Source organism: Quyinboa mangrovi (assembly GCF_042219825.1).
Classification (GTDB): domain Bacteria; phylum Bacteroidota; class Bacteroidia; order Bacteroidales; family UBA5342; genus JBHJHP01.
Window position 1 is genome coordinate 123,134 of sequence record NZ_JBHJHQ010000007.1, and the last position, 26,683, is coordinate 149,816.

At 39.2% G+C, this 26,683-nt stretch carries 17 protein-coding genes; 6 read left to right on the top strand and 11 right to left on the bottom strand.

Features of this window, described 5'->3' with window-relative positions:
• Positions 1-3: 3 nt before the first annotated feature.
• Complete coding sequence (gene nuoE, locus ACE1ET_RS15690; protein WP_375729367.1) at positions 4-531, bottom strand: NADH-quinone oxidoreductase subunit NuoE; 528 nt, start codon at positions 529-531, stop codon at positions 4-6.
• Between the two features lie 350 nt (positions 532-881).
• On the opposite strand from nuoE, the gene ACE1ET_RS15695 reads away from it, so the two are divergent.
• Positions 882-2,459, top strand: coding sequence for a hypothetical protein (locus ACE1ET_RS15695; RefSeq protein ID WP_375729368.1), 1,578 nt, complete (start codon positions 882-884; stop codon positions 2,457-2,459).
• Position 2,460: 1 nt separating this feature from the next.
• Here the strand turns inward: ACE1ET_RS15695 and ACE1ET_RS15700 are convergent, their stop codons facing one another.
• The 4 genes from ACE1ET_RS15700 to dinB all read right to left on the bottom strand — a co-directional run bounded on the left by ACE1ET_RS15700 (position 2,461) and on the right by dinB (position 8,087).
• The gene (locus ACE1ET_RS15700) at positions 2,461-3,582 is read right to left on the bottom strand and encodes a hypothetical protein (RefSeq protein WP_375729369.1); all 1,122 of its coding nucleotides are present in this window, start codon (positions 3,580-3,582) and stop codon (positions 2,461-2,463) included.
• 11 nt (positions 3,583-3,593) lie between these two features.
• Positions 3,594-4,454, bottom strand: coding sequence for a phosphatase PAP2 family protein (locus tag ACE1ET_RS15705; protein ID WP_375729370.1), 861 nt, complete (start codon positions 4,452-4,454; stop codon positions 3,594-3,596).
• Positions 4,455-4,873: 419 nt separating this feature from the next.
• A complete protein-coding gene (locus tag ACE1ET_RS15710; protein ID WP_375729371.1) occupies positions 4,874-7,003 on the bottom strand; it encodes a Tex family protein in 2,130 nt (709 codons plus the stop codon).
• On the bottom strand, positions 6,987-8,087 hold the full coding sequence (gene dinB, locus ACE1ET_RS15715) for a DNA polymerase IV (protein ID WP_375729372.1): 1,101 nt from the start codon (positions 8,085-8,087) through the stop codon (positions 6,987-6,989). The genes ACE1ET_RS15710 and dinB overlap by 17 nt, the downstream gene beginning before the upstream one ends.
• A 235-nt stretch (positions 8,088-8,322) precedes the next feature.
• On the opposite strand from dinB, the gene ACE1ET_RS15720 reads away from it, so the two are divergent.
• The 5 genes from ACE1ET_RS15720 (at position 8,323) to rpiA (ending at position 16,448) form a co-directional block, all read left to right on the top strand.
• Positions 8,323-9,453 carry an O-fucosyltransferase family protein gene (locus ACE1ET_RS15720; RefSeq protein ID WP_375729373.1) on the top strand — a complete coding sequence of 377 codons (1,131 nt, stop codon included), beginning with the start codon at positions 8,323-8,325 and terminating at the stop codon, positions 9,451-9,453.
• Between the two features lie 128 nt (positions 9,454-9,581).
• Positions 9,582-14,120 (top strand): T9SS type A sorting domain-containing protein, encoded by a 4,539-nt coding sequence (locus ACE1ET_RS15725; RefSeq protein WP_375729374.1) that lies wholly within the window; start codon positions 9,582-9,584, stop codon positions 14,118-14,120.
• Between the two features lie 176 nt (positions 14,121-14,296).
• Positions 14,297-15,313 (top strand): pectinesterase family protein, encoded by a 1,017-nt coding sequence (locus ACE1ET_RS15730; protein WP_375729375.1) that lies wholly within the window; start codon positions 14,297-14,299, stop codon positions 15,311-15,313.
• Positions 15,314-15,354: 41 nt separating this feature from the next.
• Positions 15,355-15,615: a zinc ribbon domain-containing protein gene (locus ACE1ET_RS15735; RefSeq protein ID WP_375729376.1), complete on the top strand. Its 261-nt coding sequence runs from the start codon at positions 15,355-15,357 to the stop codon at positions 15,613-15,615.
• A 104-nt stretch (positions 15,616-15,719) separates the two neighbouring features.
• A complete protein-coding gene (gene rpiA, locus ACE1ET_RS15740) occupies positions 15,720-16,448 on the top strand; it encodes a ribose-5-phosphate isomerase RpiA (RefSeq protein ID WP_375729377.1) in 729 nt (242 codons plus the stop codon).
• A 347-nt stretch (positions 16,449-16,795) separates the two neighbouring features.
• Here the strand turns inward: rpiA and ACE1ET_RS15745 are convergent, their stop codons facing one another.
• The 6 genes from ACE1ET_RS15745 to ACE1ET_RS15770 all read right to left on the bottom strand — a co-directional run bounded on the left by ACE1ET_RS15745 (position 16,796) and on the right by ACE1ET_RS15770 (position 26,589).
• Positions 16,796-21,262, bottom strand: a complete 4,467-nt coding sequence (locus tag ACE1ET_RS15745) for a CotH kinase family protein (protein ID WP_375729378.1) — start codon at positions 21,260-21,262, stop codon at positions 16,796-16,798.
• A gap of 178 nt (positions 21,263-21,440) precedes the next feature.
• Positions 21,441-22,451, bottom strand: coding sequence for a YeeE/YedE thiosulfate transporter family protein (locus ACE1ET_RS15750; protein WP_375729379.1), 1,011 nt, complete (start codon positions 22,449-22,451; stop codon positions 21,441-21,443).
• Between the two features lie 121 nt (positions 22,452-22,572).
• Complete coding sequence (locus ACE1ET_RS15755) at positions 22,573-23,715, bottom strand: C45 family autoproteolytic acyltransferase/hydrolase (RefSeq protein WP_375729380.1); 1,143 nt, start codon at positions 23,713-23,715, stop codon at positions 22,573-22,575.
• A gap of 213 nt (positions 23,716-23,928) precedes the next feature.
• Positions 23,929-24,549, bottom strand: coding sequence for a MarC family protein (locus tag ACE1ET_RS15760; RefSeq protein WP_375729381.1), 621 nt, complete (start codon positions 24,547-24,549; stop codon positions 23,929-23,931).
• Positions 24,550-24,685: 136 nt separating this feature from the next.
• Entirely contained in the window at positions 24,686-26,221 is a 1,536-nt protein-coding gene (locus ACE1ET_RS15765; protein ID WP_375729382.1) for a M56 family metallopeptidase, read from the bottom strand.
• The gene (locus tag ACE1ET_RS15770) at positions 26,218-26,589 is read right to left on the bottom strand and encodes a BlaI/MecI/CopY family transcriptional regulator (protein WP_375729383.1); all 372 of its coding nucleotides are present in this window, start codon (positions 26,587-26,589) and stop codon (positions 26,218-26,220) included. The genes ACE1ET_RS15765 and ACE1ET_RS15770 overlap by 4 nt, the downstream gene beginning before the upstream one ends.
• Between the last annotated feature and the right edge of the window lie 94 nt (positions 26,590-26,683).

Here is a 26,683-nt window from a genome sequence, read left to right on the forward strand (position 1 = left end):
TTCTTATTTTGTGGAATTTTCTTTTAGTCTTATTTCATGGATGATCCGAACGGCCTGTTTGCCGGTTAGTTTTCCATAGGTCTCGTCACCAATCATCATCACCGGTGCAAGGGAACAACATCCCAGACAAGCCACTGATTCCAGTGTAAACATTCCGTCGGGAGTTGTTTCACCGTCCTTCACCTTCAGGCTCTCAGCAAGCGATTCAGTAATGGTTCCAGCATTCTGGACATGACAGGCAGTACCATGGCACACTTTTATGATGTTTTTCCCCACCGGATTAAGGCGGAATTGTGTATAGAAAGTTGCCACACCGTACATATCACTCAATTCAAGTCCCGCTTGTTCGGAGATTTTTACCATGGCCTGACGCGGAATATATCCGTAAATATCCTGTGTTTTTTGAAGCAAAGGAATCAGATTTCCTGCTTTTCCACGGTAAGTATTAATCAGGTCATCAATAAGAGACAGATCAATATCAGCCTGATCTTGTTCAGCCTCTTTCTCAACCATTAATCGTTGTACTCTCATTCAATTCAAGTTAATTATTTTCAGAGCTAAATCGCTCCTCATAGCAAACAAAAATAACAATTCCTATCATGCTCTGAAACAATATCTTTGATCTCTCATCAATTCAAATTGAAACTAAATTACGATAAGCATGTTGACCGTTAAATATGGAGAATAAACAGTGAAGAACGGGACAGATTTTAAACCGGTTTTTGCTTGCATTTTTGTGCCTCACATGAGTTCTTCAAAGCCTTGATACCTTTACCTATTTATCGACGTTTCCTCTAATGTTAAGAATATAAAACCATAAAACCTTTCTTTCGATAATACCCGGGATTTTACTAATTTTAGTAGCTCAAAAAAATAAGGATATGCGATCTTCAATACTTATAGCGCTACTGACCGGATATGTTTCCTTACTATTTTCACAGGAAAACGTTCAATTGAATTACAGCGAACCGGAATTTACAACCGTTCAGAATATTATTTCGGCTGTTGACAGTCGGGATGGCGTACTTCAGGTTTTAAAAAAGGATCATAAAAAAGATTTTTATGTTGAATCTTACAACTCCGATGACTTAAAGCTGATAAATACGGAGGAGATAAAGCTTTCAGCGGCAAATAATGCTTCATTCTATTTCACACCGGTGGATCTGGTGAACCTCAACAATGAAAATTATTTGGTTCTTTCTGCAATAGATCCGGGAAATATGAAGCAGTACATCGCTATTCAACAATTTGATAAAACCGGTAAAGCAGTTGGTAAAATTAAACAAATCGGATCATTTAAGATCGGGGAATTATTTGAACAATACAGCATGAAGGTGGTAACTTCGGCAAATCATACTTTTCTCACAGTGATGGCTCCCGTCAGTACTACTGATGATGCCGTATTCACGTCCGAATTCATATTATACAATGCCACTAACCAATCTATAGGGTATTATCTTCTGACTACAGATTATGAAGCCCAATGGACCAACGTAGGAAAACTAAGAGTGACAGATTCAGGTCGCATTATTGTCGCCATTTCAGAACGAAAAAACAACCAGTTGAGGCCCAGCTACATGAAGGAAATAAAACTGGATCTTTACATCAGTCAAGCGGACAATACATTTAAAACCGTGGATGTCTATTCTCTGGATTATGAGTATTCCACATTTGATTATCGACTGTCACCTGATCAGAATAACATTGAGTGCTGGGGCATGTATTCAGATGTAGATAACAGGTTTGGAGGAGATGAAGCCAATGGTCTGTTTAATATTACTATTGATGTTGAAACAGGATTGTTGAAACAAGATGTAAAACAACCATTTAAAAAGGATATTATAGCAGACCTTCTGAATACAAAAGAATCAAAATTAAATAAGCACAAAGGTCTGCCCAAACAATATAAAATCATTGATGTTATATTTCGCGGAAAAGAAAGATGGCTGGTTTTTGATAATGTTATTTACAGAAAGTATAATACATATGATCCCAGATACGGGTCTTATGTTCATAATGATTTTTACCAGTTTGGATCCGCTATAATTATAAAAACTGACAAAAGCTGCGAGGTGTCCGATTACACCGTTATCCCTAAAAAGCAGTGGTCATTCAACGATAACGGCGTATACAGCTCGATGATGGTAAAAGAGAAAGGAGACAGAATTCTGCTTTTCTTCAACGATTTTATAAAAAGCACAACAGCTGAGAAGATTCCTGAAGCAGAAGTAAAAAGAATGGACGACCCACTGAAATCAGGACTTTTTATGGCGGTAATAAACACGGATGGCACGTGGTCAAAAGCACTGATAAAAAACAACCTGGAGGACAAAAAACTTATTTTCACCCGCTCTGATCTGGCAAACGAAAAAAACGTACAGTTTGGATTATTTTCTGAAAAAGTCTTCTCAGATAAAGAAAACGGATTAAACCTGGGAATATATAAGCTATCGTACTGATTTAACCTATTTTTTTTTCAAAGATCCGGTATTTCTTATAGATCGTATAGTCCTGCCGTTCCATTAAGGCCCGCATGCGAACATTTTCCTCCATAATCAAATGACTGTCAAGCGTAGTCAGTTTTCCTTTATTGGCAGATTCAAACAAGGCCACAGTCATCAGGGCATCAATGCCTGAATTCTGAAGATTGGTCTTCACGCATCCCAACAGCAGGTTTAATTGCTTTGTGGTTTTAAATGAGCGCAAAATATATGCAAACCCAATTGGGAATAACTTCCCTTTTGCTTGTTTAAATCCTTTACTTATATCCGGCATGGCCACAATAAAGGCAACAACATTGTTGTCAGGATCAACCACAACTTTGATGTATTCATGATTTAATAACGGCAAAAACCTCTCGGAAAATTCTCTGGCTTCCTGCTCATCCAAAGGCGCAAAGCCATAAATATCGGTATACGTTTCGTTAATCAGGTCGAACACCGGCTGAACATAAGGCCTTATTTCTTTTGAGTTTTTAAACTTCAATACCTTAAAGCCTCTGTTTTTAACCCTTTCCGCTATGCGATAATATACATCAGGAACAATTTCAGGGATCGTACTTCGGTACTGAAACAGGTCAAGTTTTTTGCCATAACCATGTCGCTCAGTAAAATCAACCATGTACTGAAAACTATGATTCGTAACCATAACTGTAACCGGATCATCGAACCCTTCAATTAGAAATCCCTGCGGATCCTTATCTGAAAATCCCAGTGGCCCTACCACTTTTTCGGTTCCTTTGTCCTTTGCCCATTTTTCCACGGCCTCAGTCAGTGCTTCAAAAACCTCATAATCCTCTGTGCATTCCAGGAAACAAAAGCGGGCATTGTTCTCGTTATGGCCGGCATTATACACATGATTTATGATGCCCATGATACGGCCTTCCACCTTTCCATCCTTTTCTGCGAGAATCATAATGGTATCGCAATGTTCAAAGGCATGGTTTTTTGTTTTATCGAATACTTTCCACTCATCCGAAAGAAGCGGCGGTAACCACTGCTTATGGTGTCTATGAATTTTAAACGGCAGATGAATAAATATCTTCAGATCGCTTCTATTAAGAACCTCCCGAACTGTAACCATGGGCTGTATAATTAAGTTGAACCAGTTTTATGCCACCCGTCAGGAATCCTGTATATCAGGTTGGACAATATGAGTATTAACGGAGCCAGAATCAATCCTCCTATCACGTCAACAGCATAATGCGCTTTGATATAAACTGTTGAAAAGATAAGGATGATGACCACCGGCCATATCACATGAAAAAAATGCGGAATATATTTCCTTGAAAGAATCAGAATAATAACCGAGATGCCCACATGCGAACTGGGGAATGCTCCTGTAGGCTGTTCTGCCATTTTCTGAATAAAATGCACAGCAGAAGCAAACAAATACCCTCCCGGCACCACATTTTCGGGATATGAAAAATAAAACTGAGGGCCCTCGGATGGAATGATGCTAAACAACAAATAAAATACATACATTGAAAAAGTCAGTTCAAACATCAGACGCTTAAAGCTATCCCTCTTTTTTACAAAAACGTAAATTGCAAATCCGGCCAGAAGAATATAGAAACTAAAGTAACCAAAATACATCAGTTCGCTGAACAGATGACCGGGAAAGTGCTCTGAAAAAACAAGGCTAGGCTGCATGCCAAAAAGGGCTTCATCAGCCCGAATCAACAGTGGGTCAATATTGCTAAAAAAAAACTTGTTGTAATGTACTGTTTCGGAATAAAAGTAACCACTCAGAATCAGCGGATAAGCGTAACGCATCAGCAACACGACAGGATTCAAAGTCCTTTTTTCATAATATATCAGCAGAAAAACTATGGGTAGTATCAGTATCCGAATTAAAATTAGTGGTAAAATATGCACAGATGCATCCATTGCAAATGCCATGAGAAACGTACTGAAAAACAGATAGCTTAAAAAGGCGTAATCGATCTTCTTCAATGTTGCGTCGTTGGGATTGATAAAACAGAGTAAATATAGGTTTTTATGTAATATGTTCGACATTGAAGGCAGAACTACATACTTTCAAAATTTATTTAGATCCAACAAGGCAGTTAAACACCCTCTTTCCAAAATCAGGATTCACCCTGTTAATACTTTTGATGAATCAAAAGTATTCAGAAATGGATGGTATTATTCAGAAAATGATTATTACAGATAGAGCAACATTAGAGTTTGAATATTTCTGAAAAAATAATACACAGTTGGATTAATCATGTATTGAAATAATAGTGCTAATATTTGATTTATAATAGTTTTGCATGTTTTTTCATAAAATTAATCTGCATGTATCTACGAGAAATTGTTTAAAACACGCAAAAGTGTGTCTTATGTCTTGTGTCTTGAATCTTATATCTGAATTACTGTTTCACATTCTTCATGGAAAGGGCGATGCGTTTCCTGTCATGATCGATGCTTAGAACGCGGACAAACACCTGCTGATGCAACGAGACTTCCGTAGTTGGATCGCTGACAAATTTATCGGCCAGTTCCGAAATATGTACCAGTCCGTTTTCTTTAATACCAATATCTACAAACGCACCAAATTTTGTGACGTTGCTGATGATGCCCGGCAGAACCATGCCCGGCTTAAGATCGGTTATCTTACGAATATTCTGATCGAACTCAAATACCTTAATCTGTTTCCTGGGGTCACGTCCCGGTTTCTCAAGTTCTTTGATGATGTCGGAAATAGTTGGGATACCTATGGATCCGGTGACAAACTGTTCCGGTTGCAAGCCTCCCAGAAGTGTTTTGTCGGCGATAAGATCCTTCTCTTCTTTTTTAAGGGTGCGTGCCATAGCCGTTACAATGTGATACGATTCCGGATGAACAGCAGAATTATCCAGTGGATTTACGGCATCAGGGATGCGTAAAAACCCTGCACACTGGGTAAATGTTTTGTCTCCCAGACCGGGGACTTTTTTAATGTCCTCACGGGTTTTAAATACTCCGTTATCTTTTCTGAAATCTGTTACTGATTCCGCAACTTTCGGACCCAGACCGCTCACATAACTCAGTAAATGTTTTGAGGCTGTATTCAGATTTACGCCCACATGGTTCACACACGATTCCACTACCATATCCAGTGACTTCTTCAGTTCGTTCTGATCCACATCGTGTTGGTATTGTCCCACACCGATGGCTTTGGGTTCAATTTTAACCAGTTCGGCCAACGGGTCCATCAGCCGGCGTCCGATGGAGATGGCACCACGTACCGTTACATCATATTCAGGGAATTCATCGCGTGCCAGTTTTGATGCCGAATAAACCGATGCCCCTGCTTCGCTGATTACAAACACTTTCAGTTCGCGGTCGAACCGGATACGCTGAATGAATGATTCTGTCTCGCGGCTTGCTGTGCCGTTCCCGATAGAGATGGCCTCAATTTTAAACATTTCTACCAGGGATGATAATTTTTTCATCGCCAGTCCGGTCTGACTCTGCGGTGGATGAGGATATATGGTTTCGTTGTGCAGCAGGTTGCCCTGTTCGTCCAGGCAAACCACCTTACAACCGGTACGAAATCCCGGATCAATGGCGAGAATACGTTTTTGGCCCAGTGGTGGAGCCAGCAACAACTGTCTGAGGTTATTGGCAAAAATATTGATCGCGTCCTTATCCGCTTTTTCCTTGGACAGGGCCGCAAATTCGGTTTCAATGGAAGGTTTAATCAGACGTTTATAGGCATCTTCCATGGCCTGATAAACAAGATCGGACGATGCCGTATTGCCTTTTACAAAAAAGCGTTCCAGGTGATGTAAAGGTGACGCTTTCTCGGGAGAGATGGATACGCGCAGAACGCCCTCTTTTTCAGCCCGCCGGATGGCCAGTAAACGATGAGATGAAATACGTTTCAACGATTCCGAAAACTCAAAATAGTCACGGTAATTGTCCCCTTCCTCTTCTTTGCCTTTGATGACTTTGGCCGTCATGACAGCTGCTTTTTCAAAACTCCGGCGCACGATATTACGGGCCGTTTCGTGTTCGCTGATCCATTCCGCAATGATGTGCTGTGCGCCTTCGATGGCTTCATCGGTGGTTTTGACTTCGTCATTCAGAAAACGACGGGCACTGTATTCCGGATCATCCACCTGTTGTTTCATGATGATCTTTGCCAGCCCTTCCAGTCCTTTTTCGCGGGCAATCTGTGCCTTGGTTCGCCGCCTCGGCTTGTAAGGCAGATAAATATCTTCAAGTTCAGTAGAAGAGAAGCAATTTTTAATCTTTTCCTCCAGTTCGGGCGTCAGTTTTTCCTGTTCACGAATGGTATTCAGTATGGTTTCCCTGCGCTTTTCAAGCTCCTTCAGCTTGTCGTAATGTTCGCTTATTGCAGCGACTTTCACCTCGTCAAGATTACCGGTAAGCTCCTTGCGATAGCGGCTGATAAAGGGAATGGTGGCACCGTCGTCCAGCAGATATATGGTGTTATTTACCTGGCTTAGTTCAAGCGAAAGGGTTTGTGCGATAATGTCAGCGATCTGTTTCATGGTCAATTTCTGTATCAAATTCAATCCTCAACTGAATAGGTTCTCCATCATTCAGGGCATGCAGGTTGCTCATTGAAATTCCCAGAAGCCGAACCGGACGTTCTTCGGTTTCAAGGGCTTCGAGCAACATGTTATTTGCGCTTGTAAAAATAGTGTTTTCATCCGATATGGCATTGATCAGACTGCGACTTCTGGTGATCTGTTCGAAATCGGCAAATTTAATCTTCACCGTGATGGTTCTGCCCAGGGCCTGGTGTTTCAGCATCCGTTCACTTACCTTTTCAGCAATTTTTCGGAGTTCGCCGGACAAGCTTTCCCTGCTGTACAGATCCTTTAAAAACGTGTCTTCTGCTCCAACCGATTTACGGATGCGGTCGGGTTCAACAGGCCGGTCATCAATGCCACGAACGATGTTATAGTAGAATGCGCCGGCTTTGCCAAAAATCTGTAGCAGGTTCTGACGACTCATCGCCCGGAGATCTTTGCCGGTATGAATCCCCAGCGTATGCATTTTTTCTGCCGTTACTTTTCCTACGCCAAAGAATTTTTTTACAGCTAATGCATCCAGAAAATCCTGTGCCTGTTCCGGTGTGATCACAAATATCCCATCTGGTTTATCCATATCTGAAGCCACTTTAGCCAAAAATTTACAGTAGGATACACCGGCTGATGCGGTTAATCCGGTAGCCGCTTTTACCTTTTGCTTAATCTCTTTTGCGATCAGTGTGGCTGATGGATTATTGAAATTATTTTCGGTAACATCCAGGAAAGCTTCATCGATGGAAAGTGGTTCAACCAGATCGGTATACTGATGAAAGATATCCCGGATCCGGTTGGACTCGTACCTGTATTTGTCAAAATTTCCGCGGGTAAAGATCAGATCCGGACATTTGCGTTTAGCCGTCACCGATGGCATGGCCGAATGAATGCCGAATTTGCGGGCCTCGTAACTGGCAGCCGCTACCACACCCCGTGCATTGGGACTGCCAACCACCAGCGGTTTGCCCTGCCAATCAGGGTTGTCACGCTGTTCAATGGCAGCAAAAAACGCATCCATATCAATATGTATGATTTTGCGGATCATGATGCAAAATTAAAAGACTCATCATCAAAAATTAATTTTTATTATTACTTTTAACTTTTATATAATGTAAAAACCGGTGATAAAAACCTGATAGAATTTTTTTGAATGGAAACCTGTTTAATCTAATGATAACTCTTAAAGCTGAAAAACAGAACAACTATTATTGAAAGAAATATGGTATTTGATGGAGGAATTTGTACATCGATGCTTCTTCAACCTACATAAATCGTAAACTATGAAAAAGATAAAACTTGTTGTGCTTTTATTTCTGGTCTTGTCCTGTTTCCCGGGATACAGCCAGGTAAACTTCAGAAGTGGATTTATTATTACCAATGATCATGATACGATTCAGGGTAAGGTTGATTACCGGTCGGACAAACGCATGTGCAATCTTTGTTCGTTTAAACCAGAAAAAGGTGTCAGAACAGAATATTTACCCGGAGAAATATCTGCTTATGGTTTTACAGGAGGTCGGGTTTTTGTATCCCGGAATATTGATGGGAAAACAAAATTTCTTGAATTACTTATTGAGGGGTACGCCAGTTTATATTATTACATTTCTGGAACTGAAAGGAGATTCTTTCTGGAAAAGCATCAAAACAGCCTGGCAGCGCTTGATTATGAAGAACGTCATGTGTATGTACATGCGGACAGTATCGGGGATGATGGGATAAAATATATTCCTACTAATCATCCTCCTAATTTCCAGTATTTTGGGCAATATACATTCCATACAACCGAGTTTAGAAAGGTCTTGCTGGATTCTTTATCCGATGTTCCGAAACTTGAAGAACAGATTAATCGTATTAACAGACCAAATCACCACAGTTTAATAAAAGTCGTTGAAGCATACGATGAGATAAAAAGTGGCGAGGACAACTATAAGGTGTATCATGATTTACACATGGAGCCGGAATTTATTCTTGGTGTTGGTTGGTTAAATATTAGCTTAAGAGGCATTCAACCTGAGGAAAAGTTCTTAATGTACAGTTTAAAAGGGTATTACCCCGTTTCGGGAGAAAAATTATACCTGGGCCTTGGTTTTCAGCGTGCACTAGCGGAATCCCGTTATTATTCGTATAAAATTTCAAGAATACCCGTGTCGCTCAAATACCAGTATCCGGGAAAAATAATTAAGCCTCAGGTTTCACTTGGACTGAATATTTACAATATTAAAAGTGCTCACAGTTACTGGGATTTGTGGGATTATGTTCCCTCATACTCTGTTGGTGTTGCTTTAACAGTATATAAAGGTATATCCATAGCGTACAGTTTTGATGGTGATATGCTGGGAAACTCCAACACATCATCAGCCGTCCTGTTTTTTAGCTATTCCAATAATATTGGCTTGATGGTGAGCTTTTAATGCTGGCAAACAAGGAAGATAAATTACTTGTCAGGACAAAACTTTTGCTTATTTTTGATATGAAACTGTTTGCGGTTGACCTGTTTGAGGATTGAATAATGCATATTGTAATGAAGAAAACCTGCCATATGAAAAAGATTGTTTTAATATTTCTTCTGTTAACATCCATCATCCTTAATGTTTTACCTAATACTCGAAATACACCCATTAAAGCCGTTTTAGGTCTTAATTATTCAGAACATATCAATTCTGATGATTGCTGGTTTGAATATACACCAAAGCATCCCACCTATTTGGTAATATCCAGTTGCGATGAAACGGACGAGGATACATATTGTGAAATTTATTACATCAATTCAGATCATCCAATTGAGGAGAACGATGATGCATGTGATGCACAGTCCAGCATCCGGTTTATTGCTGAGAAAGATTCTACTTATTTAATTCGCTGGAGGGGCATTTATGCAAAAGGCGATTACAGCTGGAAATTGGAGAAAGAGAATATCGGTGCCGGAGAACATGCAACAACGGCGATAGAAATAGGGAAGAACCATTTGGACATTGAAATTCCTCCAAAATCAACCAGATGGTATAAATATACAAGTAATGACTATGAAGTGATCGAATTGTATTTTAGTCGGGATATCTCCGGAATGTATTTTGGTGTACCAGATCACTACTTTAATTTATATGATAATTCCATAGTTAGTTATGATTCTAAAAGGCCCTATTTAATTTCAACGGTTAAGGGGGAAGTATACTATTTTAAATTATTCAATTTCCATGAAGATACGAAACAAATGTTTTTGGAAATACAAAACACGGCACCAGAGTCTGGAGAAACGTTTTACCTGGCCAGGGAACTAGTACCTAATGATACAACAATTGTAACATACAACGGGCTTAAAGATCATTGGTATCATTTTAAAAGTGATTCTTCCGGATATTTAATTATTGATCCAATTGAAAAAGGTCCAAAATCTTCAATGACTGTTTTAAAAAAGCAATCAAATGAAATAGTGGATGTTATTGTAGAAGAGGTGACTTCATTTAAAAACCAGTTTAAGTTTAGATACGAACCTGGTGTTGAATATGTTTTCAGGCTTAGATTAAGTAATGAAAGCTATTTTTACGCAAGAGAACATAATTTTTATAAGGGAGAGACTCAGTTTGAGCCCATCAATATAGAACAAGGTGTTTATAAAATTGATTTTCATTGGGGTAAAGGTCTTTGGTATAGATACATTCCTGATTCAAGTATGACTGTAAATATTGTACCTGAATATTTTAGCAGTCGGGTTATTTTGCAAATTTATGATGAGGAAAGTGGACATTTACTCTCAGACTTCCTCTTTTACGATTTTAATGATGACGGTAAAATAGAGGTGGAAGTAAAAAAGGGGAAAGCTTATTTATTTTATCTTGGGAAAAACAATTATTTTGATGATAATAGGTTCCTTTGGGATTTAAGAGAAAATCCTTCCGATTGTACATCTCCTGAGATTATTGATGGTCAGATCACTGTGTCCGGGAATACAGAGTACTGGTTTCAATATGTGACTAAAAACCGTTGTAAACTGGATGTATCAACTTCAAGTTTAAATGCCGGAGGTAGGGTTGATATCTCAATTTATAAAAATTGTGATTCGTTATTAGATTCAAATGAGGAATTATATTTGTCGTCTGGAGATACAATACTCATTAAATCAAAGGGCAATAATCTTACCAATAAATATGAAATAATCGTAATTGAAACAACTTTAAAAGAAGGTTCAGAACAGTTTCCTATTTTGATTACGGAGGGTGATTATAGTACCAACACCCTAACGGATACCTGGTACAGATATATCCCTAAAACTGATGGTAAAGTGGTGATTGACTTACTGGATTTTCCTGATTCGGTGCCTAATATTAGTTTGTTTGAAAAGCTGGAAGGATATTGGTATACAATTTGGGGTTTATATAATTCCTCAATACACAAGGCAGCAATAAAATGTGAAACTGGATTTCCTATAAAGATAAGGTGGTATAGTAATGGTTCATCACAGAAGGTTACATGGAAAATTTCCGAGCAGGAAACAGAGCCAGGTGATGAAGTTAGAAAAGCCGTGGAAGCATATGGAGGTATTAATGTAACCGACAAAATAAATGCGATGCATTCGTATTTTTATTACATACCTCAAAATTATGGTGAATTAATTATATCATCTTGTGGTTTAACAGAACAGGATACATATTTAGCAGTGGCAGATAGTGTAAATCAATTATATACAAACATTGCAAATAATGATTTTTGTGATAAACAAGCCAGAATTCAGATTAAATGTGCTCCAAATGATACCGTATACATTAAATGGTTAGAGGATAATATAACAGATGCTTATTCATGGGAAATTGAAGAGCTGAAATTTAATCAGGGAGATTATAAGAAAGATCCTTTAGAAGCAGTTTTAGGAAGAAATGAATGTAATTTTTCAAATTTCCGTGAACAATGGTTCAGTTATACACCTGGGGTTGATGGCTACCTGAATATAAATAATTGTAATTTGGGACCTGTTGATAGAATGCTGGAAGAAATTAGAATTTATAAAGACGATTCTTCGGTTTATAGTTGGTCAAGATATTGTGGAGAGAATCAGTTTAATAAAACTATTGAGTGCAAAAAAGGGGCTACGTATTATATTTATTTTAAAAATTGGTATAATGACTCAACGCATATAATGGATTGGAGGCTTTCGGTAATACCTTATAAAGATGGGGAAAATTGTATTTATCCTATATCAGTTGATCAGGGGCCAAACATTTCGGATTCAGATACGAGGAAGTGGTTTTCATATACTGCCAAGGAGAATTCTGAAATTACCATTTCGTGCTGTGAATTTAAGAATGGAAGTCATTCTAATTTACAGGTTTATAAAGAATGTAATAACCAAGCCATCTGGACTTCCAAAGAATCGTGTGATTATAATTATCCCATTTATACATTTCAGGCTTATAAGGATACGACCTATATTTTATTTTGGGACGTATCTAATTTTGATGATAATATATCATGGAATTTGACGGAAACACCGTTTGGTCCACATGGTAGATGTGAGGATTGTAAGCAGGCAATAGAAGGTAATAATGTTGCAACGCATACAGATTATGGTGATCTTTGGTACACTTATACGGCTCCGGAAGATGGTGAGTTGGACATCTCAATTGATAAGGATTCTGAGGTCAAAACCCGGTTGGAATTGTATTCTGGTTGTCCTGATGAGTATAATTTACAGATACAGGAATGGATAGATTACTACTATAATAGTAGCAGAGATCATATTTTGAAACAGAGTTGTAGTAAAGGGAGTCAATTCAGAATTTGCTTTCGGGGCGATAGTGTAAAACAATCATATAGTTGGAATCTCATTTACAGACGTATAGGTGATTATGAGGATCTTCCAATCAATGCGTCACCTGGGACAAATACCAGAACAGGTTCAAACAGTAGAACCCAATATTTTTTATTTGAGAATGATTCAGCTAATAAGGTATACGAAATAATTGTTCCTAAGAAAAATGGTAGAAAAAGAACCATTAATGTGAGTTATACAGATTCAAGATATAATGATGGAATTGAGATTTATGATGATTCAACAAAAGCAACCATGATTACTTTGCAAAGAAGAAAGTATTTAATAGAACTCATGAGTGAACCATCAGATACATTCGATTTTAGTATAATAAAACGGGATATTCATAATTTGAATACCAATGAATCTGTTTCTAGGCACAGTGAATACAAAAATGATTGGTATAAGTTAGGGTATACTCCGACAAATTATTATACAATTAATTCTGTTGAATATGAAATTTCAGATTCTGAAATAGAACTCTATTCATCGCATGGAAGTTCTCTTGGAAAGAAAGAAATCATCTCATCCAACATTTATTGGCCAATTTACGAATTGGATTCTGTAAGAGAAAATTACGTAAAATGGATTTATAATCAATATGAAGTAAAAAACTGGAGTATTGCACCATTAAAAGTCGATAGACTTAATGATTGCAGAGATGCCAGGCTAGCACAATTAGGCACTAATAGACTCTTGCTGAATGCCCACAAATATTATTATAAATTAAGGATCAATAAAACCGGCAAATATATTTTATCAGGGACTATTCCGGATAGTGTTGATGCAATTTTGGGCATCTATCTCTACTATGGAGATTGTAAGGATTTTAAAAGCGTAGACAACTTATCCTATAACAAGTATCAAGCATATTTGGGTAAACAGTTTGAAATAGATCTTAATCCTCTTATTAATACCTATACATATTATTTGCTATTTAATTTTTCAAATTATAAAGGTGTAGCTATATATAATTTTGAGTGGAATCTTGAATTTGATTCAACCTATACTGAGAAAAACTATTCAGATGATATTTTAGTATTTGAAAATCCCAATAATGGGAAGTTCAACATATCCTTTACGTCTCTCAATGAAGATGCATTATTGTCAATTTATTCTCTGACAGGGAATATAGTTTTCCAGGAGATTATTGGTGAAGGGGAAGACAATCATTACATAGATATATCAGATGAACCCAATGGAATTTATGTATTAAGCATTAAGTCGGAAGATTCAAATTTTCAGAAAAAGATTATAAGCCTGGTTAAAGACTAACGCATTATTCATTTTTCATTATAAATTGTTCACTGAAATTGATTACTTTTAAGTGGTTGAAAATGAAATGATCCCGTTTCTATTTTAATGTTCGTTTTAAAAAGGGAAACGTCATACTTTTTAGTTTAAAGAGTAAAATTCAGCAGGCACATAATTAGAGTTAATACAATCACAGAATGAAAAACATAGTTTACAGTTTTATCTTTTGTTGTGCATATCTCATTTGTGGAACGTCGTATGCCCAGCGTTACCAGGCCATGGTATCGCCCGGAGAAAGCATACAGGCTGCCATAGAATCTGCACCAGATGCACCAATGAACGCGTATGTGATATTGATAAAAAACGGGATTTACAACGAGAAAGTCATTATTGATAAACCAAACATTGTGCTGCTTGGGGAGGACCGCGACAGTACCCGGCTTGTTTACGCTGAACTGGCCAGTAAGCGTACGATTAAGGAATACAAAGGAAAGCCGGTTGGTAATGGCGTGATTGTGTTGCAGGAAGGTGCCGATGACTGCATAATCAGTGGTTTAACAGTTTACAACAATTATGGTAGTACCGTAGAGGAAACCACCGCACATCAGATGGCCATCTTCGGACGAGCCACACGTACCATTGTCATCAACTGCAATGTGTGGGCAGATGGCAATGACGCCCTTTCTTTGTGGGCACCTGGAAGCAACGGAATGTATTACCATGCCGATCTTGACCTGCGTTGTCCGGGTGTTGATTTTTTATGTCCACGCGGTTGGTGCTATGCAACGCGTTGTACCTTTTATGGCGACGGGCGTGCGCTGATATGGCATGATGGGCGGGGCGATTATGATAAAAAACTGGTGATAACTGATTCACATTTCGACTCTAAAAGCCCGGTCACACTTGGACGTTACCATCACGACGCACAGTTTTTCCTGCTCAACTGCACCATGACCGATAAGATTATCGATCATCCGATTGGTTATGCATATACCGACAAAGTGCTCGATCCGTGTCCGTGGGGTCAGCGGGTTTATATGTTCAACGTCACACGGGAAGGCGGAAACTTTGAATGGATGAAAAACAATCTTGACGAGGCAAAAGGCTCACCCCGACCAGAAGATATAACTGCACAATGGACATTCAACGGGAAATGGGATCCGGAAGCCAAAATAAAGGCTCTATGGAATGTGCTTGCCTATTCTAAAAAGTAAATTTTGTTTAAAAGATCACTGTACTTATTAAAATACCCAAAATGGAAAAGCCAAACAAAATGTGTCAAAGTTGCGGAATGCCTTTGAGCAAAGACGTTGAAAAAGGCGGCACCAATGCTGATGGTACAAAGAATCTGAAATACTGTAGTTACTGTTATCAAAACGGTGAGTTTACATTTAAAGGGAGTGTGAAAGAGTTTCAGGAATTCTGTCGTCAGAAAATGGTGGAGCAAGGTCATGGTAAATTTACTGCATGGCTCTTTACGCGAGGTGTAAAGCGTCTGGAGCGGTGGAAAAATTAAACATTGAGAAATGAGTGAGAAATTTTTTACTGTTCAGTCAATAAATGTCACAATATTTGAGAACAGAACAGCTTAGGGTAAACATTGCCTGAAAAATATTATTTTTGCTGGACATATTAATTCTCAGGAGAACAGACATGCTTCAAAAGAAAATTGCCGGCGAAAAAGCAGCAGAATACATCAAGGATGGTATGATCCTTGGAATGGGAACCGGTTCCACAGCATATTATATGATAAAACGTGTTGGAGAACTTGTTGCAGGAGGTCTAAAGATAAAAGCAGTTGCCACATCTAAAAGTACAGAAAACCTCGCTGCTGAATTAAACATTCCGCTGTTAACAGTTGAAGAAGTCGATAGTATTGATCTGGTTATTGATGGCGTAGATGAAATAGATCCGCAGTTTAATGCCATCAAAGGTGGAGGCGGAGCACTGTTCCGTGAGAAAATAGTGGCCAAACTGGCCAAAGAGATCATCTGGATCATGGACGAAAGCAAACTGGTAGATGCCATTGGGAATTTCCCATTGCCTGTGGAGATATTGCCATATGGCTATACGCAACATTTAAGACGGCTGGAGGAATTCGGATTTAATCCAGTTTTAAGACTAAGCAAAGAAGGTGATACCTATATTACTGATAATGGCAATTACATCGCGGACCTTCATCTTGGTAAGCCGATGAATATTGAAGATGTACATCATAAATTGAGAGACCTGACCGGCGTTCTTGAAACCGGCCTTTTCCTGAATATGTGTAATCGCATCGTTGTTGGAACAGATGATGGAGTTAAGGTGATTGAAAACAGCACTAAGGAATTACGAATTAGGAATTAGGGATTACGAATTTTTTATGCATTAATCTGTGTGATTTGAGGGAGGGAAAAGTTCTTGCTGATTTTCGCGTATGAATGACGCTGAGATGCGCAGAAGTTTTTTATTACCCTTCCCAAACTTCCCCTCTTTAGGACTGTGTTATGAACCATGAAATTTTATGCCCTAAATTGCGATATAGCCGGTCGTGTTTCGATCTGTTCAATGTTGGAAGGATCTCTGTATAAATTGACCCGATTAGTTTCGGCGTTAATCTGCGGAAACATCTGCGTTAATCTGCGAGAAATAAGACGATGAACAATGAAAAATTAAGAATGAACAATAATCAGCTATTCACTTTTCATTTTTAACTATTCATTTATTTTGATCACATTTTGCTGGAACGTTCCTGCTTTAACCAGGTAAACTCCCTGTGGTAAGTTGCTTAAATCAATTTGATTTGCTGATGCACTCAGAATTGCTGTTTTAACCAGTTTGCCGGATACAGCATACACTTCAACAACCTGCAGATTTTGTAATCCTGAAATCGTAATTAATCCGCTTGTCGGATTTGGATAAACCTCTTGCTCACTCCTCATACTCTTACTCTCCAATCCAACCCAGGTGTTGTTATTGTAAGATTGCCAGTTTTTTCCGAAATGGTTGTCCAGATTGGATGACGCTAAAACAATTCCATGCGTGGAGGTTATGACAGGCCAGGGAGCAATATTTTTGTATTTAATCTGGTCGGCAATAATTCCGGTCGATGAAACCAGCCTAATGGTTTCACCCTCATTGGCAAGTCGTCCGCTTTCCCACTGATATAATGGTTTTGGATAGCCAGCCCAGAAGTCCAGAGTTGCATTGTTGGTTACGATCAGTTCGCCGTTTCCTGCTAACGTTGTATTTTCAGGAAATACAAAGGTCACCCCTTTAGTGATTCTGTACCCTGACATATCAATCGGTTCGGTTTCCGGATTGCTGATGACTAAGTATTCAACTTCACCGGCACTCGCATCGGAATTATACAATAATCTACTTATATATGGCTGATGCTCAGAAGGCGAGAATACTACATCTGCACCAATGTTCCCGGTGAGACCTTTATTAAAGCACGGTGAATAGTGCGAAAGCGACAGATCGAATGTGTTTGGATCACTAAGAATCGGATCCATGAAATAATTGTTATTATTAGCTGGCAAGGTATCATTGTCCGAAGTAGAGTACATCACTTTCAACGTAGAATGTGGATCAACCAGAATTGTTTCATCGTATGTATTTGATAAAACTGAGCTGGTAACAATGCCATTTCCTCCGGCATCGCCAACGTTTTTCTCATAGCTTGCAACTGCAGTATTTACGCCATAATACGTGCAATGATCTATGGTAACATTACTGGAATCCTTAAGGCCTGCACCCAGCGTACAGTTGGTAAATACCGACTGACTTATTTTCACAGATGATTGCTGCCCGACTGATACACCTTTGTCAGTAATATTATAAACGAATACCGAATCAATTGTTATGTTTTGACATTTTTCTCCAATATCTATGGCATCACTATTGAACCCAAAGAAGTTATGGATTACACAATTCCGGATCACACCATCTGTTACGTCATCATAATCTATGGCATCGGTATCCGGCATATCATTGCCCCTGAACGAACTGTTATAAATATGACCTTTACCATATTTTACGTTAATCAGGTCCCCTGTTATTTCTGAGTGAAGTGTACTATTGCCTAAAGTGATGTCTGAATAACGTGCAGCGATTGGATTGGCATGATTGTTTTCAAGCGTCATATGATCCATAATAAGGATGGAACTAAACGCAGAAATTGCTGCTACTTCCCGCACAGAGTGGTTTCCGATAGAAGCGTTTTCAACCACCACATAACTCAGGCGTGATGTATCTGCTCCAACAAATCGCAATATGCTCCATTTGTGTTCGGGACTGTCCGGATTACTTGTGAAAAATATGGGGGCTGTTTCCGTTCCTTCTGCATTTAAACGGCCATTTATCGTAATGGAAATGCCATCATCCATCCATATTTCCACACCCGGTTCAACGGTGAGTGTAGCACCTTTGGCAACGGTTACATGATCCGGAACCACATATGGCGAACATGCCAGTGAAAGGATCATATCGTTTGTTATTTCAGCCGGCAAAACACACTGACCATTTTCTTCAAATACCGCTGTCAGACTCAGGTTTCCGGTCTGAGAGGTGGTGATTTCGTTAGATGTGGAATAATACGAGTTTTGATCGGTCTGGTAAGCATCCAGACTCAAATCAAAGCTTATATCACTGCTTGTAGCCGAACTCTGATGTATTTCAACGGCAATGGTATTGGTTCCGTCAACCAAAACAGTGTTCTCTGTCAGATAAGTACTGTAATCATCCTCCGATACGCCACCTACAGAAACAAGAGCCTCTGTGTTATAGCCGATCACTCCTGAAGGCATATTTTCTCTTGCTACTTCTGTTCCGTTGATATATACAACGGCTCCATCATCACATTTCAGGCTGATCCGGAGTTGCTGAACCGAACCTTTATCCGCAATATCAAAGGTTTTTCTAAAGTAAGTTGTAATATTTTTATTATTGGATCCACCGGTGTAAGCAACAACAGTATTTTCATCACCGTCTCCATAACCCAGCTCGGCCTGACCGGAAGCCCATATTTGGTCATCAAAACCGTTTTCTTTCCATGTTGATCCTAAGTCGTTGCCGGAATCGTTGTATTTCCATGTCTGTTCAACACCGAATACCGGTATCAACTGCGGTTTTATCCAGCCTTTAAACGTATATCCGCTTTTTGCTTCTGCTTTTAAAATTATTGGTTCATCCAGTGGGTATGATCCAACGTTTGGAGATGCATCGATAAGCAATCCGTTGAACGTAATTTTACCCGCATCGGCAGGTATGGATGAAACAGATAGCGGACTGCTTTCCTGAAATCCGTAATTTTTCAGGTCGGCCAGAATTACATCCGGTCTTGCTGCCGCAAATGCTTTTAGTGCATCAATTTCATCTTCCCAGTATGCAAAGGAGGGAATGGCACTGCCATAACTTGAGGTTGTTCCCTGCCAGCGCGTAATATGCCTGGGCATTTCATCAGTTATACCAGCTTTAAATTCATCTATAATGCGGTTTACCCTTGCCTGGTTGAAGGTTGTAAAGAACTGATCTGCCAGCCGCCTGCCGAAATATTTTACATAAGCCTGGTTTTTCATCAGGCTTGTAAATGGTGTAGCACCTTCATTCTCAAAATAACTTATCATACTGGAAGAAGGATTGAAGAAGCCACGATCCATGTCAACGAGTACCCATTTCCAAACGCCACCATCACGCGGCTTCCACGCCATCACATTATGGTCAAGAGAACTGTTACGAACATAAATTTCGGTGATCACAAAGTCTGTAAAATTATCCACGTCCATGGATGATGCCACGGCATCGTAATTTTCCTGAATCATAAGATCCTTATTGTATAAGGCCAAAAAATCCTGGTACTGATCAAGTGTGCCTGCTTCGGCATAATCTTCGTTTTCCACCATATCAACACCGGCAGGTCCGATGTCATGATTCTCCACAATAAAGTCTTCATCTACTTTCGAACGAATATTATGAATCCCCATATATTCGCCATTTACATAAACCACACAGGGTTTGTAGCCCTGAACATCAACCGTTGAATTCAGTTTCATGAGATGTTGTGAAAGCGCATCCCTGAATAAGGTATACGACCAGTCGCTACCGGAAGCTCTTAAGGCAAACGAATCAAAAATATGGCGGGCACGATCCGAAAACAGAGGATAGTCCAGCTTGCCTTTACCATATTCTTTTCTGAAGTATACTCCAAGCATTTTTTGCGGCAACTGCCAGGAGTAAAGTCCATTGACCTTTGTCCCTGCCTGCAAATTAAAAGCTGCACGGTCTGAGCCATCATTTTGAAAAAGCTCAACATTCACAGGGACTTCCCAATCCGGTTTAAAACTCTGAACATAAATGCCTGTATCAGAATCCCAGAAGTTTCCGGGGTCTGTAGCTAAAGAAATAACAGGAAGCTTTCCGATTTCATTATTCGGGTCAATAAAATAAGTATGCGTAATGACTTCACCGGGGACCATTCCGGGCTTGAATATCCTTGCCCTTAATGCACGAGTGTCTCTTATATCAATCATTCCATGAGCAACAGGTGAACTTTCAGTTGGAACAGATCCGTCAAGCGTATATCTTACCGTACCTCCAAAGGTGTTTTTTATGGTTACAGAAACAGATGTTTTGAAAATTCCTCCTAATGGTTCAAATGAGGGTTTATTTTTTACGATCCCATCATAACTGGCGGTACTGTTGGTTGTGCCGGGAGTAGGTGAAGTGAAATAACCCCATGAACTGCCTCCGTCTGAAGTTCGTCCCATAGATATGTTAACTTCCTGCAATCCATAGATTAAAGTATCTACTGGTATAGTGTCCGGAGTAAAGAGTCCAATCTCCTCACCTGAAGCGGACAGTTTAAAACCGGTGTGCAGACCGGAATTATATCCGTCTGTCCAGATAATCAGAAAACCGTTTGCTGCAATTGAAGTTCCTGACGGAATTTGCCATTTATCTTTATTGGACAGATTATCGGTTAAATAATACCCACTCAGGTCAACCACTGTATTCCCCTGGTTATAAAGTTCAACCCAGTCTGAACTTTCGTTGTAATCAGGATCTGTAATAATGCCTGTATTGGAAGCTAAAAATTCATTAATAACAACCTGTCCCGATAAGGAAATTTCCACAAGCAGCAGGAGTGGCAAAACGATAATAAATGCTAAAAATTTCATTGTCTTTCCGACCAATTAACAATACCTTTTTGATAGGATAAATTGCAATCACCGGATCAAATGTATTAAATATTATTAAAAACCAGCTTCTTTGTATGATATTTTGATAGTTATTTTAAGTCAATTTTAAGAAACTTGCTGATTACATTAGTTGAAATATTAATCTGTAATATCGGGTTTATTTTGAATTTCTATAAAAAAGTTTCCCTGTAATCAGTAACCCGACAAAAACAAATCCTGCAAATACAAGACTGCTGATGGCAAGCTGCATACCTCCGGATAATATGTGACCACTGGTGCAGCCTCCAGCCATTCTTGCCCCAAAGATCAGGATGAAACCACCTGTAAACGACCATATAATTCGTTTCATCTTATTGGAACCATGATATTTTTGCCAGTTATCATGAATTAACGTAAGTTTAAACTCCTTTCTGATAAGTGAGAACACTAAGCCAGCTATAAAGGCACCGGCAAGAAATATTAATTCCCAGTGTCCGGGTGTGGCAATTTTCGAAAAGTAGGTGCCGGATGTTGTGCTGGTTAAAACATCTGCGACATAAGGATACGAGGTGGAAGCACCTATTGGCCTGTTGGTTGTGGCGGTTAAGAACACAATCAGGTTCAGGACGGCTAATGCAATGCCAGAAACCAGCCATTTATAATCACTCTTTTTGTCCATCTTATGCATCCGGAAGGCCAAAAGGATCAGCATAATGCCAAGCATTAACGTAAAGATGTAGAATAAAATCCGGTTGTGAATAAGAGAATCAAGAGAGAGCTTACCCCAGTCAGGACCAAGAATTGCCTGAATGTGAGGGAACAGCGCCGTAAACACAAATCCTCCGGCTAAACCTCCGATAATGCCGGTGAATGCATCGACTGACCCTTCGCCCAGAGAAACTGCCATGGTCCCCGGACAATATCCAAGGATGGCCATTCCGGCTCCAAAGATCAAGCCGCCGGCCATAATTCCAACTGCTATAAATGGCTTGACGTGAAAAGTCGCCAATCCGAGTCCGATCTCGACGTTTAAAAGGATTGCGCCAATGCCAACCGCAACTGCCAATGCTTTTGCAACAGTAAGGTCAGAGAGTGTGGCAAGACCACTAATGGTATTAAATCTGTTAAGTTTAGCATACTGTAAAATGGTGCCAAACAGAATTCCGAAAGTGAGAATAAGTAAAAACATGATATATAATTTAAGTGATTTCTTTAAAATTTAAGTATCACATAAGGCACGGCACTTAAAGAAATATCAGGTTATTTGGGAATAGTATAACAATGTAAATCAGGAAAAGTTGGTGAAACAATTATTCCTTAAGTAATTTTTTTACATCCACGGTAAAGAAAGGCCCTTTAGAGGCCGGAACTTTATTCATGCTCACATGCATTAACATTTTTGAGGGCTCAAAAAGTACACACTGTAAATTTTTATTTGGGACGCGGGCATCATACATGGCATCCTGCAAATAATTCAGGCTGAATTCGCCGTAATGATCACGGGCATTCAGCATCAGACATGCAAAACGGTTGTCAATCTCAGGTTTAGAATACATCTCTGAACTGTAAAAATAGTTAGACGATGCCAGGACGCCTTTACTTCCTTCTCGTACAGAAAATCTATTGAGACCAAGTTCGGCAATGATGGCTTCTGAAGTGTCAGCGCACATCACATTTATCGGAATCATTTGTTTTTGTAGCGTCAGAAAATTTATCATTTCGCGTGCGCTTGCAGACTTTTCACTGCCGATCTGCATCCACAGGTGAATAGGTAAACCATCAATCTGCGTTGAATCTTTTCGGCTGTTTTTTACCAGCATATTGCCGAAGCAAACTCCTTTTTCGTTTATTCCGGTTAAAGAACCAACCAACCCGATGAATGACGAGGCCACTGTGGCATATCCTGTTTTCGGGTGTTTTACAATAATAATCCCAAGCGCTTTATTGATTTTTTTCAGGTTGTAATCGGCATTTCTTCCCATCATCAGGCTTCCATCGGGTGTAGCCTGATCCCAAACCGCCAGCACTGAACAAGACGTTTTAGGAACGATATTCATAGCCAGGAGTTTTTTATAATCAATCTCTGAGCTTTCAGCCATAGCTTTAATGAATGCTTTATAGTCGGAGGGCAATGAAGATTCTGCCTTATCGGCAAAAGCCAGGTATTTTCTGATCATTCGTTTGGGGAATACTTTCTCGACCATAAAAACGACTGATGAAAGTTGTGTCTTGAGTATTGATCCGTACTGAGATCCCATCTCGGACGGAGTGCCATAAAGGTGCAAAACCGGAATATTGTTCTGGATCTCCAATCGTGGTTCACCCTGATGAGCTTTTTCAGATGCTTCAATGTGACTGTGCATAACATCATTGTAGGCGGTATAAAGTTTACATCCCGAAACAAGAAAAACAATCCCCATCAAGGTTATAATATGGCATAGCTTTTTGATCATCCTAATTAGCTCTAACGCGTATAGCTGAAAATTAGGAGATAAATTTGAAATAAGGAAATTTTATCAGAAAAGAATTTTTGTGTCAGATTATTCCGTGGTCATTTTGTATTTCTGATGAAGCTTTAGCGATACAGGGAAAGGGACTCTAATCAGGTTTTCAATGAGGGAGCAGGGACGAAAAATAAAGCTTCAGGGAAAGTATAATGTTTTCCCTTATCCGATATTAAATGCCAGTTTAATGCCATCAATGGTCATGCCTGCGCCTATAATGGCCAGAATCAGTCCCATCAACTTGCCCATAACAGCGATCAGGTTATGCCCCAGTTTGTCTACGATTTTTTCACTTAAAGCAAAAGCGAGATAGGTAAGAAAAACCATCAGTGCAAATATGGCAATCACAATACCGATATGCAAAAAATCAGCATTGGTGACGTTATTCATAGCCGAAACGATGGTTCCCGGACCTGCAAGAATAGGAATGGCAAGTGGCGAAATTGCAACACCGTCATCCACTTCAATGTGTTCCTGTGTATGGACTTTTGATTTCTGAGAAAGCAACATCTCGAAACCGATATAAAATATCAGGATGCCACCGGTCATTTTAAACGCCGGTATGGTAATGCCAAATAACTCAAAAATATACTTTCCAAGAATAACAAATGCGGTTACAATAACAAATGCCGTAATTGTGGCTCTTTTGGCAATGCGCTTTTTTACGTCATCACTGCTGTCGCCCACTAAGCCCATGAAAATAGGCGTATTGGCAATAGGGTTCATAATGGCAAAGAAACCGGTGAAAACAGAAAGTGAAAAGGTCAGATAATTATCGCTCATCGTTCTGCAGTTTTTTATTTAGAACCAAAATTACTAAATGCTGCAATGAAGTAGCTATTTTTTTAAGAATTAATAAGTGTTTATGGGTTTATAAAATGAAACGGACAAGTCACTAATGCGCTTGTCCGTGCTATTGTTATTTCAGTTTTTTTGGCGGTGGCGGGGGCGGAGGTGGTGCTACTGCTTTGGGACTTGCAAAGGAAATCCTGACCGGTACGATTTCATTAATGATCTTTCTTTGCTCAATAGTTAGCTTAAAATAATCATTTTGAAACAATTGTTCTGCTTTGTTTTGTCGCAAAGCCAGGTATTTTTTACCTATGCCTCTGAGCAGATCATCCACTACGTCCTTGTCTGTTGCTTTGTCAAACTGTATGCTGATGACGCCTTTAGGTATCTTCTGCATTCCCAGGTTTCCAATTTTCTTTTCAGAATATTCCGGACTGAGATGCTGAGTTTTCAGTGCAGGATTTCCATTAATGAAATTTTCAACACTGTTTATAGCACCTTCCAGATTTGATCTTTCATTTTCAACCAGAAATTCATTCAGCCTGTTTATCTTGATGATCAAAACATTTTTTTCTTTCATTGGTGGAAGATTTGGTTCAGCTTCAGGAATCGGCATACCGTTTTTCGCTTCCTCAGCAGTTGGAATATGAACCTGTTTTACATGAATGTTTTCCCTTACTTTATTGACATTTGTAAGCGTCCATAAGCTTAGCCATTGCTGCGAACTGTCCTGAACAGAAAAAAGAGGTACTGCAGAAGCAATATTATTTATCGCTTCGGGTCGGGAAAATGCCTGGAGTATCAGGACTGCCAGGGGCACAAACAAAAGTAGTTTGAGTCCGGCCCATCTTGGTTTATTCGTTTTTTGAATCATTTTAAATCGTTTTAAAATTGGTTTTTGAATAAATTGATTTGCCAGGGCAAAACGTCTTTCACCCACAGCTTTTTCAAGGACCAACAGTTGGTATGTTTGTGCATCGATGCCTGTATTAATGACGGCCTCATCAGCCTGGTATTCGTGAATCAGTTTCAGATCACGCCTTAAAAGCCACATAAAGGGGTTGAACCAATGGAACAGGGTAAACAGCTCCAGAACGAACAAATCTGTTGCATGGTTAAATTGAATATGTGCTTTTTCGTGTGCAATAATGATGTCCCTGTCTTTTTCATAGTCGTGTTGATTCATCACAATCCGGTTCATAAAGGTAAACGGTTGAACCATCTCTTTTACGATGGCTATCATCACATCTTTGATGTGAACGCGTTCGGCTTTTCGGATCAGCTGAACAATTTTGAAAAGGGATATAATGAGTTTTAGAATCAGCAGTGCTATGCCAATGAAATAGGTTAAATGAATGATAGTTCCTGGTGTAAGAAGGTGTTTGTAAGCCAGTGTTTCTGTTGCCGGAGCTGCCTTTTCTGTGATATCAAATGTGAGCGGGGCGAACAGCTCCTGTAGCACATTTAATGGAACAATGTGATTTTTTTCGGGGATGAATGAGAAATTCAGAAAAGGAATTATGGCTGAACTCAATATGATTCCCAACAAAACGAAGCGATTGAGATGATGGGTTTTCATTTGGCTCATAAAACCTTTGTAAACCAGGTAGAAAACAACCAGACTCAATGTCGATTTCAGCAGATATGTCAGAAATGGTGTCATTTCGTTTCTTTTTTGCTGTTTTCTATTTTCTTGATGATTTTCTTAAGTTCCTTCACTGAGATGTTTTGGTCCTCAACGAATTGTGATACCACATTCTGATACGAATTGTTGAAGTACTTTTTTACCACAGTGCTCAGTGTTTTTGTACGATATTCTTCCTGAGTTATCGCCGGAAAGTACCGGTAAGTATTTCCAAATTGTTCATGATCCAGGTAGCCCTTTTCCTCAAGTGCCCGAACCATAGTTGATAAAGTATTGTAATGTAATTTCTGATCTGCATAAAGTTCAACCAGTTCCTTGACAAACATTGGGCCTTTCTCCCAATAGAAATTCATGATTTCTTCTTCTTTTTGCGTCAGTTTTTTCATAATCAAACAATTTATATCACAAATATAACTAAATAATCTAGTTTTTAAACTAAAAAATATAGTTAACGTCACTAAAAAATATATTTATATTTTT